17 protein-coding genes are annotated in these 13,838 nt (G+C 61.3%); 12 read left to right on the forward strand and 5 right to left on the reverse strand.

The window, feature by feature from the left end:
• Positions 1–115 precede the first annotated feature (115 nt).
• The 9 genes from moaA (at position 116) to AC1DWF_RS12515 (ending at position 7,583) form a co-directional block, all read left to right on the forward strand.
• A complete protein-coding gene (moaA, locus tag AC1DWF_RS12475) occupies positions 116–1,111 on the forward strand; it encodes a GTP 3',8-cyclase MoaA (protein WP_476782506.1) in 996 nt (331 codons plus the stop codon).
• Positions 1,112–1,234: 123 nt separating this feature from the next.
• Positions 1,235–2,155, forward strand: a complete 921-nt coding sequence (locus AC1DWF_RS12480; RefSeq protein WP_476782507.1) for a DMT family transporter — start codon at positions 1,235–1,237, stop codon at positions 2,153–2,155.
• 2 nt (positions 2,156–2,157) lie between these two features.
• A complete protein-coding gene (gene mobA / locus AC1DWF_RS12485) occupies positions 2,158–2,781 on the forward strand; it encodes a molybdenum cofactor guanylyltransferase MobA (RefSeq protein ID WP_476782508.1) in 624 nt (207 codons plus the stop codon).
• Positions 2,781–3,293 (forward strand): molybdopterin-guanine dinucleotide biosynthesis protein B, encoded by a 513-nt coding sequence (gene mobB, locus AC1DWF_RS12490; protein ID WP_476782509.1) that lies wholly within the window; start codon positions 2,781–2,783, stop codon positions 3,291–3,293. Before mobA ends, mobB begins: the two co-directional genes overlap by 1 nt.
• Before the next feature lie 161 nt (positions 3,294–3,454).
• The gene (locus tag AC1DWF_RS12495; RefSeq protein WP_476787614.1) at positions 3,455–4,231 is read left to right on the forward strand and encodes an ABC transporter substrate-binding protein; all 777 of its coding nucleotides are present in this window, start codon (positions 3,455–3,457) and stop codon (positions 4,229–4,231) included.
• Positions 4,232–4,366: 135 nt separating this feature from the next.
• Complete coding sequence (locus AC1DWF_RS12500; RefSeq protein ID WP_476782511.1) at positions 4,367–5,080, forward strand: ABC transporter permease; 714 nt, start codon at positions 4,367–4,369, stop codon at positions 5,078–5,080.
• Complete coding sequence (locus AC1DWF_RS12505; protein WP_476782512.1) at positions 5,077–5,907, forward strand: ABC transporter permease; 831 nt, start codon at positions 5,077–5,079, stop codon at positions 5,905–5,907. Before AC1DWF_RS12500 ends, AC1DWF_RS12505 begins: the two co-directional genes overlap by 4 nt.
• 93 nt (positions 5,908–6,000) lie before the next feature.
• The gene (locus tag AC1DWF_RS12510; protein WP_476841720.1) at positions 6,001–6,870 is read left to right on the forward strand and encodes an NAD(P)-dependent oxidoreductase; all 870 of its coding nucleotides are present in this window, start codon (positions 6,001–6,003) and stop codon (positions 6,868–6,870) included.
• Positions 6,871–6,881: 11 nt separating this feature from the next.
• On the forward strand, positions 6,882–7,583 hold the full coding sequence (locus tag AC1DWF_RS12515) for a DNA alkylation repair protein (RefSeq protein WP_476787616.1): 702 nt from the start codon (positions 6,882–6,884) through the stop codon (positions 7,581–7,583).
• On the opposite strand, the gene AC1DWF_RS12520 is transcribed toward AC1DWF_RS12515, so the two are convergent.
• The 4 genes from AC1DWF_RS12520 to AC1DWF_RS12535 all read right to left on the reverse strand — a co-directional run bounded on the left by AC1DWF_RS12520 (position 7,584) and on the right by AC1DWF_RS12535 (position 10,078).
• Positions 7,584–8,075 (reverse strand): Lrp/AsnC family transcriptional regulator, encoded by a 492-nt coding sequence (locus tag AC1DWF_RS12520; RefSeq protein WP_476782515.1) that lies wholly within the window; start codon positions 8,073–8,075, stop codon positions 7,584–7,586. It abuts the gene before it with no gap.
• Between the two features lie 108 nt (positions 8,076–8,183).
• Positions 8,184–8,801 (reverse strand): uracil-DNA glycosylase family protein, encoded by a 618-nt coding sequence (locus AC1DWF_RS12525; RefSeq protein ID WP_476782516.1) that lies wholly within the window; start codon positions 8,799–8,801, stop codon positions 8,184–8,186.
• A 2-nt stretch (positions 8,802–8,803) separates the two neighbouring features.
• A complete protein-coding gene (locus tag AC1DWF_RS12530; RefSeq protein ID WP_476782517.1) occupies positions 8,804–9,415 on the reverse strand; it encodes a glutathione S-transferase in 612 nt (203 codons plus the stop codon).
• Positions 9,416–9,460: 45 nt separating this feature from the next.
• Positions 9,461–10,078, reverse strand: coding sequence for a thermonuclease family protein (locus AC1DWF_RS12535; RefSeq protein ID WP_476787617.1), 618 nt, complete (start codon positions 10,076–10,078; stop codon positions 9,461–9,463).
• A 76-nt stretch (positions 10,079–10,154) separates the two neighbouring features.
• Between AC1DWF_RS12535 and AC1DWF_RS12540 the strand changes: the two genes are divergently transcribed.
• Positions 10,155–11,669, forward strand: a complete 1,515-nt coding sequence (locus AC1DWF_RS12540) for a sensor histidine kinase (RefSeq protein ID WP_476841721.1) — start codon at positions 10,155–10,157, stop codon at positions 11,667–11,669.
• A gap of 22 nt (positions 11,670–11,691) precedes the next feature.
• On the opposite strand, the gene AC1DWF_RS12545 is transcribed toward AC1DWF_RS12540, so the two are convergent.
• Entirely contained in the window at positions 11,692–12,687 is a 996-nt protein-coding gene (locus AC1DWF_RS12545) for a nicotinate-nucleotide--dimethylbenzimidazole phosphoribosyltransferase (RefSeq protein WP_476787618.1), read from the reverse strand.
• A gap of 202 nt (positions 12,688–12,889) precedes the next feature.
• On the opposite strand from AC1DWF_RS12545, the gene AC1DWF_RS12550 reads away from it, so the two are divergent.
• Both AC1DWF_RS12550 and AC1DWF_RS12555 read left to right on the forward strand, forming a co-directional pair.
• Complete coding sequence (locus tag AC1DWF_RS12550; protein ID WP_476783414.1) at positions 12,890–13,120, forward strand: DUF1289 domain-containing protein; 231 nt, start codon at positions 12,890–12,892, stop codon at positions 13,118–13,120.
• Positions 13,121–13,135: 15 nt separating this feature from the next.
• The gene (locus AC1DWF_RS12555) at positions 13,136–13,837 is read left to right on the forward strand and encodes a TIGR02281 family clan AA aspartic protease (protein WP_476783413.1); all 702 of its coding nucleotides are present in this window, start codon (positions 13,136–13,138) and stop codon (positions 13,835–13,837) included.
• The last annotated feature ends 1 nt before the right edge of the window (position 13,838 follow it).

Here is a 13,838-nt window from a genome sequence, read left to right on the forward strand (position 1 = left end):
CGCTACCCCAGGGCAAGAAACTTTCATCTTGATTGACAGGCTCAAGCGTACAACATAGCCGTAGCATGCAGGCGCTGAACAAGACGCCACCAAACGGGAAACGGAAGCGCAGACCATGGATATGATCGATCCTTTCGGTCGCTCGATCAGTTATCTGCGCGTGTCGGTGACCGACCGCTGCGATTTCCGCTGCACCTATTGCATGGCCGAGGACATGGCCTTCTTGCCCAAGAAGGACCTGCTCTCGCTCGAAGAACTCGACCGGCTTTGCACCGTCTTCATCGAAAAGGGCGTCAAGAAACTGCGCTTGACCGGTGGCGAACCGCTGGTGCGCAAGAACGTCATGCACCTGATCCGCCAGTTGTCGCGTCATCTCGATAGCGGCGCGCTGGAGGAATTGACACTAACCACCAACGGCTCGCAGCTGTCTCGCTTCGCCCAGGAGCTCGCCGATTGCGGCGTCAAGCGCATCAATGTCTCGCTCGATACGCTCGATCCCGACAAGTTCCACGCCATCACGCGCTGGGGCCATCTCTCCAAAGTGATGGAAGGCATCAACGCGGCACAGGCGGCCGGCCTGCACATCAAGCTCAATGCGGTAGCGCTCAAGGGCTTCAACGACGCCGAGATCCCGGACATGCTGCGTTGGGCCAATGGCCGTGGCATGGACCTGACCGTCATCGAGACCATGCCGATGGGCGAGATCGATGCCGACCGTACCGACCAGTACATGCCTTTGTCATTGCTGAGGGCCAATCTCGAACGGCAGTTCACGTTGACCGACATCCCGTTCAAGACTGGCGGTCCTGCTCGTTATGTCGAAGTTGCCGAAACCGGCGGCCGGCTCGGCTTCATCACGCCGATGACGCACAATTTCTGCGAAAGCTGCAACCGGGTGCGGCTGACCTGCACCGGCACGCTCTATATGTGCCTCGGTCAGGAAGACGCCGCCGACCTCAGGGCGCCGCTGCGGACCTCCGAGGGCAACGAGCTGTTGTCGAACGCAATCGACGAGGCAATCGGGCGTAAACCCAAGGGCCACGACTTCATCATCGACCGTCGCACCAATCGTCCGTCCGTCTCTCGTCATATGAGCGTGACTGGCGGCTGAACGGCGCAACCATGTCGTCCAGAGCCATAATCGGCTTTGGTGCGCGCTGGTCCATGCGTTTGCCATTGCTGTTTCGCGCACCGATGCTAAAGCCGTATGCAACAGCAGCAACGGAAAGCTCAATTGCCACTTTCCTCGAATATTCGCGGCGCTATGTTCATGGTCGTCGCGATGGCCGCCTTTACCTTCAACGACACGCTGAGCAAGCTCGCTTCCCAGACGATCAATCCGGGCCAGTTGATGCTGGTGCGCGGACTGTTCGCGACCACGCTGATCAGCCTGCTGGCGTGGCAGCAGGGCGCGCTCAGGGGGATCCGCCAGTACTGGCATCACATGGTGTTTTTGCGCCTTGTCGGCGAAGTCGGCGGGACCGTGTGTTTTCTCGCTGCCCTGCCGCATTTGCCGCTGGCCAACATTTCCGCGGTGCTCCAGGCACTGCCGCTGGGCGTGACCATGGGGGCGGCACTGTTTCTGGGCGAGAGCGTCGGCTGGCGCCGTTGGGTCGCGATCGCCGCCGGCTTCGGCGGCGTGCTAATCATCGTGCGTCCCGGCTTCGACGGCTTCAACGCCTTTTCGATCCTGGCGTTGCTCTCGGTAGCCTTTTGCGCGGTACGCGACCTTGCGACGCGCAAGATCCCCAGTCACGTCCCATCCCTGTTCGTGTCGACCGTCACCACCATCATCATCACCATCACCGGGGCGCTGACGATCGTGCCTTTCGGTGGCTGGGTGCCGATGACATTCGACCTCGTCTTGTTCCTCGCAGGTGCGGCGGTCCTAGTGCTGTTCGGCTATCAGTTCGTCATCATGGCGATGCGCGAAGGTGAAATCTCCTTCATCGCGCCGTTCCGCTATACTGCCCTGATATGGGCAATCACGCTCAGCATCGTAGTCTTCGGCGATGTCCCGGACTTCGCGATGATGGCAGGTGCGGCCGTCATCGTCGCGTCAGGTCTTTATTCGCTCTATCGCGAGCGCGTCGTCGGCAAAGGCCGGCCGGCAGCCGAGAGCACTAGCGCCTCTATGGCGCCCGACGGGGTGTAGCCATGGCGACTGAGATGGCAGGCCTGATCCTTGCCGGCGGCCGTTCGAGCCGAATGGGCGGCACCGACAAGACGCTGCTGCCGCTCAACGGGCGCCCTTTGATCCACCAGGTGCTCGACCGGCTGCAGCCGCAGGCATCTCCCGTTGTCATCAATACCAACGCCGACCCGTCTCATTTTGCTGACTTGGGCGTTGAAATCATCGCCGATACGATCGCCGGCTATCAGGGACCGCTTGCGGGAATTCTTGCCGGGCTGGAATGGGCTGTCAGCAAGCATGGTGTGACTCACCTCCTCAGCGTTGCCGGCGACACGCCATTCTTCCCGACCGATCTTGCACGGCAACTTACCGCGCGCGCTGCTGGAGGCCGGGTCACCGTTGCGGCCTCGAACGGGCGCGTGCACCCGACTTTCGCGCTGTGGCCGATTTGCCTTCGCGACGCGCTTGCGGCCTTTCTGGAAAGCGGCGATACCCGCAGGGTTATGACGTTCATCGAGCAGGCAGGCCTAGACGTGGTGGATTTTGAAGCCGAGCAGCGCGGCGCAACGACTGTCGATCCGTTCTTCAACATCAACACGCCTGAAGACCTCGCCGAGGCTGAGCGCCTTTTGGGCGGAGCCAATTGATGGCGCATCGTGTTTTCGGCATCACCGGCTGGAAGAATTCCGGCAAGACGACCTTGACCGAGCGGCTGGTGACGGAGCTCGTCGGGCGCGGCTGGAAGGTCTCGACCATCAAGCACGCCCACCACGATTTCGACATCGACAAGCCAGGCGCCGACAGCTTTCGTCATCGCGAGGCCGGCGCGACCGAAGTCGCCATCGTGTCGGGCCGCCGCTGGGCGTTGATGCACGAGCTGCGTGGTGAAGACGAGCCGACACTGGACCAGGTTTTGGCGCGGCTCGCGCCTTGCGATCTGGTGCTGGTCGAGGGCTACAAGCGCGAAAACCATCTCAAGATCGAAGCGCGCCGTCTGGAGGCCAAGGACCGCTCGCCGTTGACCTCGAAAGACCCCGCGATCGTTGCCATCGCTTCCGATCATCCAGCCGAGGACGAGCAGGTGCCGGTGTTCGGCATCGACGACATCAAGGCTATTGCCGACTTTGTCGAAATACGATCAGGCCTGAAGCAACAATGACGCTGCGTCATCATGACCGCCTGGAGTCCACGTCGCAAAAGCCCTTTTCACGATTGATTTTTAACTGAAAACAGTGGGAGTATCGCCGCTACTGGCGGAGATCACCCGCCCAACGGCCGCAATGGACAGGAACCGGCCGGATGGTAACAGAGAGGAACATTATGCGTATTTCCAAGATCGCCTTGGCCGCATCGGCAGCGCTTGCGCTGACCATCGGCATGGCACAGGCGCAAGAAAAGAAACTCACGATCGCCACCGAAGGCGCCTACCCTCCCTACAACAATCTGACCCCCGACGGTAAGCTTGTGGGATTTGACGTCGACATCGCCAACGCGCTTTGCGACGAGATGAAGGTCAAGTGCGAGATCGTCGCCCAGGAGTGGGACGGCATGATTCCGGCACTTCAGGCCGGCAAGTTCGACGCCATCATCGCTCAGATGTCGATCACGCCTGAGCGCAAGCAGAAGATCGACTTCTCCAAGAAATACATCAACACCCCTGCCGTGATCGCCGCTCCCAAGGACACCGACATCAAGGGGGTGACCAAGGCCGACCTCGCTGGCAAGACCATTGGCGTTCAGGGCTCGACGATCCACTACAACTATGCCGAGAAGGTCTTCACTGACAGCACGGTCAAGTCCTATCCGAGCGCGGAAGAGTACAAGCTGGACATCATCAATGGCCGCGTCGACGCAGTCAGCGACGACCTCGTGTCCATCCAGGGTTGGCTCGACACCCCGGATGGCGCCTGCTGCAAGATCGTCGGCACGATCCCGAACATGCCTGAAATCCACGGCGAAGGTGCCGGCGTCGGCGTCCGCAAGGGTGAAACCGCGCTTGCCGACCAGTTCACCACGGCGATTGCAGCCATTCGCGCCAACGGAAAGTACAAGGAAATCAACGACAAGTACTTCAAGTTCGACGTTTATGGCGATTGAGCCGACCAGAGGCTGACGAGACTGAACAGGCGGCGGGACAAGTTCCCGCCGTTTGTCTAACATAGGCACAACAACAAGCCGTCATTGAAGGCGGCGGCATTCCGGCAGCTGGAATGCAATGGGGATAGTCTACCGATGCAAAGCGTTTGGGCGCTTCTGGGTTTCGGGCCCGACGGATGGGGAAACGCGCTCGCCTACGGCGTGCTCGTCACCGTTTCGCTCGCTGTGGTAACGTTGCCGCTGGGGTTGCTGATCGGCTTCCTGGTCTCACTCGCCAAGCAATCGAGCGAACCGTCGATGCGGCTCGCAGGCAACATCTACACCACCATCTTTCGTGGCCTGCCGGAACTGCTGACGCTTTTTCTGGTTTTCTATGGGGCGCAGATCGGCATCCAGCAGATCGTACAATTTATCAGCCCTGGCACGACTGTAGATATCAACAGCTTCGTCGCAGGCATGGTCGCGCTCGGCGTCGTGTTCTCGTCCTACGCCAGCGAGGTTTTCCTTTCTGCCTTTCGCGCCATCCCGCGCGGCCAATATGAAGGCGGTTATTCGATAGGGCTGTCGCCGCGCCAGACCATGCGACTGGTGATCTTGCCGCAGTTGGTGCGCATCGCCCTGCCCGGCCTGGCCAATCTCTGGCTCATCCTGCTCAAGGATACGGCCCTTGTGTCGGCAATCGGACTGACCGACATTTTGCGCCAAGCCAGCATCGCCTCCAGGGCAACCAAGCATGCCTTCCTGTTCTTCGGTGTCTCGTGCCTGATCTATCTCGTGCTTGCCATCATCTCGTCCTTCGGCATCAACGCCATTGAGCGCTGGGTCGGCAAGCGGGAGGCGCAACGATGAGCTCGACCAGTGAGCCAACGGCAAAGGCACTGCGGCCAGTGGCACCGCCTCGCGGATGGTCACGTGAACGTATCTTCGGCTGGGTCTTTGTCGCCCTTTGGATCGCACTAGGCCTTGGCCTTGTCACCTATCTGTTCAGCGCGTGGAATCCCGACCTTTTCGCCAAATATGCGCCGTCCTATCTCTCGGGACTGCGCGTGACATTGACGCTTGTGGCGATCTCCATCGTGCTGGGCGCGATCCTGTCGCTACCGATCTGCTATGCACGCATGTCGAAGAACCGCGTGCTGAACGCAATTTCCTACGGCTATGTCTATTTCTTCCGCGGCACGCCGCTGCTCGCCCAGACCTTCCTGATCTACTACGGCTTCGGTTCGTTCAGGCCGCAACTGGAGGCAATCGGCCTATGGGGTTTCTTCCGCGAAGCCTGGTATTGCGCGGTCTTTGCCTTTGCCCTCAACACGGCTGCCTATCAGGCGGAAATCCTTCGGGGCGCGATTGAAAGCGTCGGCAAGGGGCAGTGGGAGGCCGCATCCGCACTGGGCCTGTCCAAGCTGCAGACGCTCTACAACATCGTCCTGCCGCAAGCTCTGATCGTCGCGCTCAGGCCGTACGGCAATGAAATCATCCTGATGATCAAGGGCTCGGCCATCGTCGCCATCATCACGGTTTACGACCTGATGGGCGAGACGCGCCGCGCCTTTTCGCGCACCTTCGACTTCCAGACCTATCTCTGGGCTGCCCTGCTCTATCTCTCGCTGGTCGAAACCTTGCGCCATTTTGTCGATTGGATCGAACGTCGCATCACCCGCCATCTGCATCGCTGAGCAAACCCTGGCCCAACCACGATCGTCTTGACGAATCCGCCTGATGTCATAGACCTCGGGCACCACAATATTTGCACTTCGAAAGGGTGAACCATGGCATCGGTCGCGTTCCTTGGTCTTGGCGTCATGGGCTACCCCATGGCAGGGCATCTCAAGAACAAGGGCGGTCACGACGTGACCGTCTACAACCRCACCACCGAAAAGGCGCAAAAGTGGGCCGCCCAGCATGGCGGAGCCTTTGCGCCGACGCCTGCGGAAGCCGCCAGGGACAAGGATTTCGTCTTCGCCTGCGTCGGCAATGACGACGACCTGCGCGAAGTCACCATCGGTGCCCAGGGCGCGTTTCATTCGATGAAGAAGGGCGCGATCTTCATCGACAACACCACCGCTTCGGCCGAAGTCGCCCGCGAGCTCGACGCCGCTGCCAAAGCCGGCGGCTTCCATTTTCTCGACGCACCGGTGTCAGGCGGTCAGGCAGGCGCCGAAAACGGCGTGCTCACGGTCATGGTCGGCGGCGAACAGGACGCCTTCGACCGCGCTCGTCCGGTGATCGATTCCTTTGCCCGCATGGTTGGTCTCATGGGTTCCGCCGGTGCTGGCCAGCTTACCAAGATGATCAACCAGATCTGCATCGCCGGCCTCGTCCAGGGGCTCGCCGAGGGCATTCACTTCGGCAAGAAGGCTGGTCTCGACATCGAAAATGTCGTCGACGTCATCTCCAAGGGTGCCGCCGGCTCCTGGCAGATGGAGAACCGCCACAAGACCATGAATGCCGGCAAATACGATTTCGGCTTCGCAGTCGACTGGATGCGCAAGGATCTCGGCATCTGCCTCGAAGAGGCCGACCGCAACGGCGCCAAGCTGCCGGTCACAGCCCTTGTCGACCAGTTCTACAAGGATGTGCAGGGCATGGGCGGCAAACGCTGGGATACCTCCTCGCTACTCGCACGGCTCGAAAAATAGGACCATCCGCCGTGGCGCTGTCGCCAGATTCGACTGTTGATGAGATCGTCGCGCATCTGCGCACGCTTGGCTCGGAGGAAGACCGAGCCGGCATTGCTCGCTTTGGTATTCGCAACGACCGGGCGCTCGGCATTTCCAATGCCGTGCTGCGGCCACTCGCCAAGGCGCTCAAGCAGGATCACGACCGCGCGCGGGCGCTATGGGCCACCGGCATCCGCGAAGCGCGGATCCTGGCGGTTGCTACGGATGAGCCCGACAAGGTCGTGCGTGCGCAAGCGGACGCCATGGCCGCCGATTTCGACAGCTGGGAGATCGTCGATCACGCCGTCTATCTCTTCTGCGATGCCGGGCTCGCCCATGAGACCATCGCAGCCTATGCAGCAGATGAGCGCGAATTCGTCCGCCGTTCTGCCTTCTCGGCGATCGCCACAGCTGCGGTGCATCTGAAGAAGGAACCGGATGAAACCTTCATCGGCTGGCTGAATCTGGTCGAGGCGCATTCCACTGACGAGCGCAATTTCGTCAAGAAGGCCGTGAACTGGGCGCTGCGCCAGGTCGGCAAGCGCTCGCCGGCCCTGCATGCTCCAGCACTGGCATTGTCGGAAAAGCTCGCCGCCTCATCTGACAAGACGGCGAGATGGATCGGCAAGGACGCGGTACGCGAACTGACCAATCCGAAGACGCTTGAACGACTGAACGCGAAGAAGCGTTGATCAGGCTGCCGACGCGCCGCTTTCCTTGTCGAGGGTCATGTAGTCGAGCGGCAGTTCGGTCGTGTACTTGATCTGCTCCATGGCGAAAGCCGACGACACATCGCGGATTTCGATCTTGGCGATCAGGCGCTTGTAGAAGGCATCGTAGGCGGCGATGTCGGGCACGACGACCCGCAGCAAGTAATCGACATCCCCGCTCATGCGGTAGAACTCGATGACCTCGGGGAATTCCTGGATGACCTCGGAAAACCGCCGCAGCCACTCATGGCTGTGCGAATTGGTGCGGATCGACACGAACACGGTGACGCGCGTGTTGATCTTTTCCGGATCGAGGATGGCGACGCGCCGCTTGATGACACCCTCTTCCTCGAGCTTCTGGATACGACGCCAGCACGGCGTGGTGGACAGGCCGACTTTCTTGGCGACGTCGGCCACGGCCAAAGTCGCGTCCTCCTGGAGGAGACGAAGGATTTTCCGGTCGAGGCGGTCCATATGCAGGCTCCGTTAGAAAAGGTTCGCCATAATCCTGTGATTTACCCCATCATACAAGAAAGGAATTCTCCGCACACCCCGCATTTTCGGTATCGATTTCCATGTCGATTAGGAAAGACGACGTTGGATTTCCGCCCTGAGAAAAGGCAGCAATTCCATTTCGAACCACGGATTCCGTTTGATCCAGCCGGTGTTACGCCAGGACGGATGTGGCAGTGGCAGCACATGCGGGCCCGACGAGCGCGCCCAGACCGAACGCCAATCGGCGACTGTGTCGGTCAAGGACGAGCCACGCGCGGCGCCCATGTGCCAGCGCTGCGCATATTGGCCGATCGCCAGCACCAGATCGATCTGCGGCATCTGCGCCATCAGGCGTGCGCGCCAGGCCAGCGCGCATTCACGTCGTGGCGGCAGGTCGCCGCCCTTGGCGTCCTGCCCTGGAAAGCAAAATCCCATCGGCACAATGGCGAATTTTTCCGGATCGTAGAAAGCTTCAGGGGAAACGCCCAACCAATCGCGCAGCCGGTCGCCTGAGGCATCGGTGAACGGTGCGCCACTCAGATGCACCCTGGTTCCAGGCGCCTGCCCGGCGATGAGGATACGTGCACGGGAGGACGCAACCACCACCGGCCTTGGCTCATGCGGCAAGGGTTTGCCCAAAGGCTGTTCAACGCAGATGCGGCAGGCTTTGATCTCCACAACGAGCTGATCGAGTTCGGCAGACATGGTCAGGCCGCGGCACTCGGGCGGGCGGCAATCGTGCGGTACCAGCGCAGCACGTTGGAGAATTCCTCCGGCACCACGATGCGCGCCGGCTTCATGAAGTCGATGGCAATCAGGCCGGTGATGTCGGCGATGGAAAAGTCGTCGCCGGCAGCGAATTCGCGCGACGCGAACTCCTTGTCGAGCAGAGCCAGGAACTCGATCACCTTCGGCTTGTTGGCCTCGCCCCATTCCGGGACCTGCGGCACCTCCCACTCCTTCATCGCCGGATGGATGTGGCGGAAGGCGAAGCCGACCGGCTGGAACAGGTTGAACTCGATGCGCCGTTGCCACATCTCGACAAGCGCCTTGCCAAGCGCGCCACGACCAAACAGCGCAGGTTCCGGGTGAAGTTCCTCGAAATAGCGGCAGATGGCAACAGTTTCGGTGAGTATGGTGCCATCGTCCAGTTCGAGCACTGGCAAGCGCTGCAGGGGATTGCGCGTGGCAACGTCCGCTTTCTTGTGCTCCATCGCACCCATGTCGACTGAAACCATCGGCACCTCAATGCCCTTTTCGGCAAGGAACACCCGCACGCGCCTTGGGTTTGGCGCGCGGCCTCCGTCAAACAGCTTCATCTGTTTCTCCCGAGTTGCTGCGATCTCGCAACTATAGCCCTCAAGCTACGAGAATCGAAAGATTTCCCGCAGCCAGTTGAGTATCCTCCCGTAGCTGCCATGCTCGATTTCGGTCATGTCGCCATGCATGTTACGCCAGTCGCGCGGTCGGTCGAATTCGCCTGCCCACAACCCCCTATGGTCGCGGCGAGCGGCGGCTTCTTCGGCTTCGTAGTCGCCATAGGCAATCGCCCAGCCGGCCTCGACCTGGGCGCGGTTGAGATCGATGCTCCCGACGCTGCACTCGCCAAGCAGGCGGCCGTATTTGTCGCGCTCCCAGCCATTACAGATCACCTGGCGCCCAGCGACAAGTTTCGACAGCGCCTCGCGCGAACGGCGGCCGCAAGGATACTCGGTGCCGTCCTTCCTGCAAATCTGGGAGTACTCCGGCGCATCGATGCCACGCAAACGGATGCGTTCGGCTCCCAATGTAATCGAATCGCCGTCGTTGATGACTGCTGCACCCTGGGCCTTGCGTGTCTCCACCCTGTCGAGGCGCGCCGATACGAGTATGAGGGTTCCGAGTATCGCGGCGGTCAGCGCATAATCCAGGAACTTGCGCCAAAGGCTGCGCGGGCGCCTGAAATACCGCTGTCGCGGCCTGCCCGACCACGAACGGCTCATATGGCAAACAATCCCTTAATCATTCGGTCGTAGCGTGCAGACTTAAGGTAAGTGCGCGCGAAAATCGAATTATCACATGCCGTTGCAACGCTCTAACACGGCGGACAAGATCATTGTGGACCGCAGGAAACGCCATCGCAACAGCGATGTCGCGCGTGYTGTGCGCAAGACACGTGATCAGCTTGCGCAACAACCTGGYGGACTGGTCTTCGATCGCGAACTGCTGAAGCTCCATGCCGGCTCGATCAGGGCTCATTCAGCCACGCTCCCATTGTTGATCGTCATCTTTGCCGGCATCGGCCTGCTGCTCGGCGCCGAAAGCGACTTCCTCACCTGGGCGTTCGTCGCCATCTTGGGTTATGGCGGCCTGGCGTTGCTTGCCCGTCGTGCCGACGAGGCAACGCCGGCTGCCATGAGCCCGTCAGCCATGCGCCGCAACTTCCTCGTCGGCCATTTCGTTACCGGCCTTGCCTGGGCCTATCTGACCGTGATGACATGTGCTGCCTGCGAACCGCATCTGTTTTCGATCTTGAAGGGCGTATTCCTGCTTGGCGCCATGGCCGCTACAGCGATCGTGGCATCTTCGCTGCGCGGCGCGCTGACCGCGACCTTCCTCGTTCCCGTCGCTGCCTATGCCGCCTTTGGCGTCAGGCTATCCGAGCCGCTCGGCATGATCATGGTAGCCTTGCTGGTGGTTGCCCTTCCCTTCTTTTCCCAGGTCGCCAAGATCAAGAACCGCTCGGCGCTGATGCTGATGTCGTTCCGCTCCGAGATGGACGCACTGATCGCCGAACTGGAAACGGCCAAATCCATGTCCGACGAAGCACGCCGACGCGCCGAAGACGCCAACCTAGCCAAGTCGCGCTTTCTCGCAACCATGAGCCACGAGCTGCGCACGCCGCTCAATGCCATCCTCGGATTCTCCGAGGTGATGGCTGGCGAAGTGCTCGGGCCCATCAACAGCCCGACCTACCGCGAATATTCCCGCGACATCCACGATTCAGGCCAGCATCTGCTCGATCTGATCAAYGAGATCCTCGACCTGTCGCGCATCGAAGCTGGCCGCTACCAGCTCAACGAGGAGCCGTTGGCGCTGCGTTCGGTGGTCGAGGATTGCTGCCACATGATGGAACTCAAGGCGCGCAACAAGGATTTGCGGATCGTCGAGGAATTCGAGCCCGCACTGCCACGCCTGCTTGGCGATGAGCGCGCCATCCRCCAGGTCACGCTGAACCTGTTGTCCAACGCCATCAAGTTTTCGCCCACCGGCGGCGAAATCCGCGTTCGCGTCGGCTGGACCGCCGGCGGTGGACAATACATCTCGGTCAAGGACAATGGCCCCGGCATCCCGGCCGAGGAAATCCCGGTCGTGCTGTCGGCTTTCGGCCAAGGCTCGATTGCCATCAAGAGCGCCGAGCAAGGCACGGGGCTTGGCCTGCCCATCGTGCAGGGCCTGCTTTCGCTCCATGGCGGCGAATTCGAACTGCGTTCGAAGCTCCGCGAAGGCACCGAGGCCATCGCCATCTTCCCTGCGGCGCGCGTGATCGACGGCCTGCCGAAGTTGGAACCTCGCAGCGCCGCCAGCGCATGACCCCGAACGGAAGGTCCGCGTTTCAGGCGACCGCTGCTGCCATCCCCGAGCTGATCTGGGCCGCAGTCTTGACGAGGCCGGCCGCCAGCCCCGCCCCCACCGCTTCACCATGGTCGATGCCAAGGCCTAGCAGAGGCCTTGCGCCGAGTTTGGCGAGCAAGCGGGCATGGCCGGGCTCGGTCGAGACATGTGAGAACATGCAGTGGTCCAGCGCTGCCGGATCAACGGCATAAAGCACGGCGGCTGCGGCGGACGTGGCAAAACCGTCGAGCAGCACGGGGATCTTTTCCATGCGTGCAGCAAGGATCGCACCGGCAATGGCGGCGAATTCACGGCCACCGACACGGCGCAGCACCTCGAACGGGTCCTTGAGGTGTGGACCATGCAGAGCCAGTGCGCGGTCAACCATTTCGGCCTTGCGCGCTTGCATTGCAGCATCCGCACCGGAGCCGGGCCCGACCCAATCCGCGCCTTTGCCACCAAACAATGCGGCGCAAAGCGCCGCCGCAACGGTGGTGTTGGCGACACCGAGGTCGCCGATGCAAAACAGATCGGTTCCCCCAGCAATAGCCTCCATGCCAAAAGCCATGGTGGCAGCACAGCCGCGTTCGTCGAGCGCGGGCTCGAGTGTGATGTCGGCGGTCGGCAGATGCAGTGCCAGATCAAGCACTTTCAAGCCGAGATCGTTGGCAAGACAGATCTGGTTGATCGCAGCGCCGCCGGCCGCGCACAGCTCGACCCGTCGGGCCGTCGCTTCCATCGGCCTTGGCGACACGCCCTGGGCAGCCACGCCATGATTTCCGGCGAAGATGGCGACCATCGGCTTGAGCACCGAAGGCGGCGCGCGTCCGGACCAGCGCGCCAGCCAGGCAGCAATATCTTCGATGCGGCCAAGCGAGCCTTTTGGCTTGTCGGCTTTGGCAAACAGAGCCCAMACCTTGCCGGCCTGAGCCACATCGCCCTCGGGCAGATGCGCAAACAGATTGCGGAAATCGTCAAAGGGAAGAGCGCTGGTCATGAGGGGCTACCTGCTGTTCGTCATCGTCACGCGCGGCATAGCCGCCTGAGCGCGCGAAAACAATCGCGACAAAGCGCTCGTGGAAAGGGAGCACGTTGATGTGACGTCGCGGGAAAGCGCTTGCAATGACGCACAGGCTACATCATCTGTGATTGGCCCAGTGTATACATCGGCGCAAAGCATAGCTGCCACGGACGACGTGATGACCGCCATTGAATCTCCCTGCATCATGCTGTGTTCGCTCGACGATACGACGGGCTATTGCTTTGGCTGCGGGCGCACGCGCGAGGAAATCGGTGCCTGGCTTGGCATGACACCGGAGAGACGCCGTGCCGTGATGGCCACCTTGCCCGCACGTCTGGAAACCATCGAGCGCAAGCCGCGCCGTGAAACCCGCCGTTCGCGCATGGCCCGCGAAAACGCGTCCAACTGAGGATATCCAGCAGACATGAGCCGCCTTTACTGGGTCGTCACAGCCTTGCTCGGCGGCGGACTGCTGCTTTTGCTGTTCAACCACTCCTCTGGAGAAACCCTTGGTCTCAACAATGACAGCTTCGGACAGCTGATCTATGCTGGCGCGCTAGCCCTTGTCATCGGTGCTGGCGTTTTGCGTCGCGGAACGCGCCTGGGCGATACCTTGCGTAGCCTCGCGCTGTGGGTGCTGATCGTGCTCGTGTTTGTCGCCGGCTATCAGTATCGCTACGAATTGCAGGATATCGCCAGCCGCGTGACCGCCGGCCTGGTGCCGGGCAGCCCGATGTCTGCGCTGGATGGCGACGGCCGCGCCACTGTCACCCTCGACAAGCTGCCCAACGGGCATTTCGGCGCGCGCATGCAGATCAACGGCGCGACCATCCAGGCCATGGTCGACACCGGCGCCACGAGTACTGTGCTGACCATGGCCGACGCCCGCAAGGCTGGCTTCGATCCTGAAAACCTGGGCTTCACCATTCCCGTCTCGACCGCCAACGGTATCGCGCACGCAGCGCGCATTACAGCAGGCAGCGTCCAGCTTGGTGCCATCGAGCGCAAGAACTTGCCCATGCTCGTCGCCGATCATGGGCTTGAGCAGAGCCTGCTTGGCATGAACTTCATCGGCTCGCTGTCGGGCTTCGAAGTGCGCGGCGACCGGATGATTTTGCGCGACTAGT

The sequence above is a fragment of the Aminobacter sp. P4_D5 genome (genome assembly GCF_056401815.1).

Bases quoted from the DNA above. Each gene is read 5' to 3' on its own strand.
- moaA (WP_476782506.1), top strand. From the start codon at position 116: ATGGATATGATCGATCCTTTCGGTCGCTCGATCAGTTATCTGCGCGTG.
- AC1DWF_RS12520 (WP_476782515.1), bottom strand. From the start codon at position 8,075: ATGGACCGCCTCGACCGGAAAATCCTTCGTCTCCTCCAGGAGGACGCG.
- AC1DWF_RS12525 (WP_476782516.1), bottom strand. From the start codon at position 8,801: ATGTCTGCCGAACTCGATCAGCTCGTTGTGGAGATCAAAGCCTGCCGC.
- AC1DWF_RS12550 (WP_476783414.1), top strand. From the start codon at position 12,890: ATGACCGCCATTGAATCTCCCTGCATCATGCTGTGTTCGCTCGACGAT.
- AC1DWF_RS12505 (WP_476782512.1), top strand. From the start codon at position 5,077: ATGAGCTCGACCAGTGAGCCAACGGCAAAGGCACTGCGGCCAGTGGCA.
- AC1DWF_RS12500 (WP_476782511.1), top strand. From the start codon at position 4,367: ATGCAAAGCGTTTGGGCGCTTCTGGGTTTCGGGCCCGACGGATGGGGA.
- mobA (WP_476782508.1), top strand. From the start codon at position 2,158: ATGGCGACTGAGATGGCAGGCCTGATCCTTGCCGGCGGCCGTTCGAGC.
- mobB (WP_476782509.1), top strand. From the start codon at position 2,781: ATGGCGCATCGTGTTTTCGGCATCACCGGCTGGAAGAATTCCGGCAAG.
- AC1DWF_RS12495 (WP_476787614.1), top strand. From the start codon at position 3,455: ATGCGTATTTCCAAGATCGCCTTGGCCGCATCGGCAGCGCTTGCGCTG.
- AC1DWF_RS12535 (WP_476787617.1), bottom strand. From the start codon at position 10,078: ATGAGCCGTTCGTGGTCGGGCAGGCCGCGACAGCGGTATTTCAGGCGC.
- AC1DWF_RS12530 (WP_476782517.1), bottom strand. From the start codon at position 9,415: ATGAAGCTGTTTGACGGAGGCCGCGCGCCAAACCCAAGGCGCGTGCGG.
- AC1DWF_RS12555 (WP_476783413.1), top strand. From the start codon at position 13,136: ATGAGCCGCCTTTACTGGGTCGTCACAGCCTTGCTCGGCGGCGGACTG.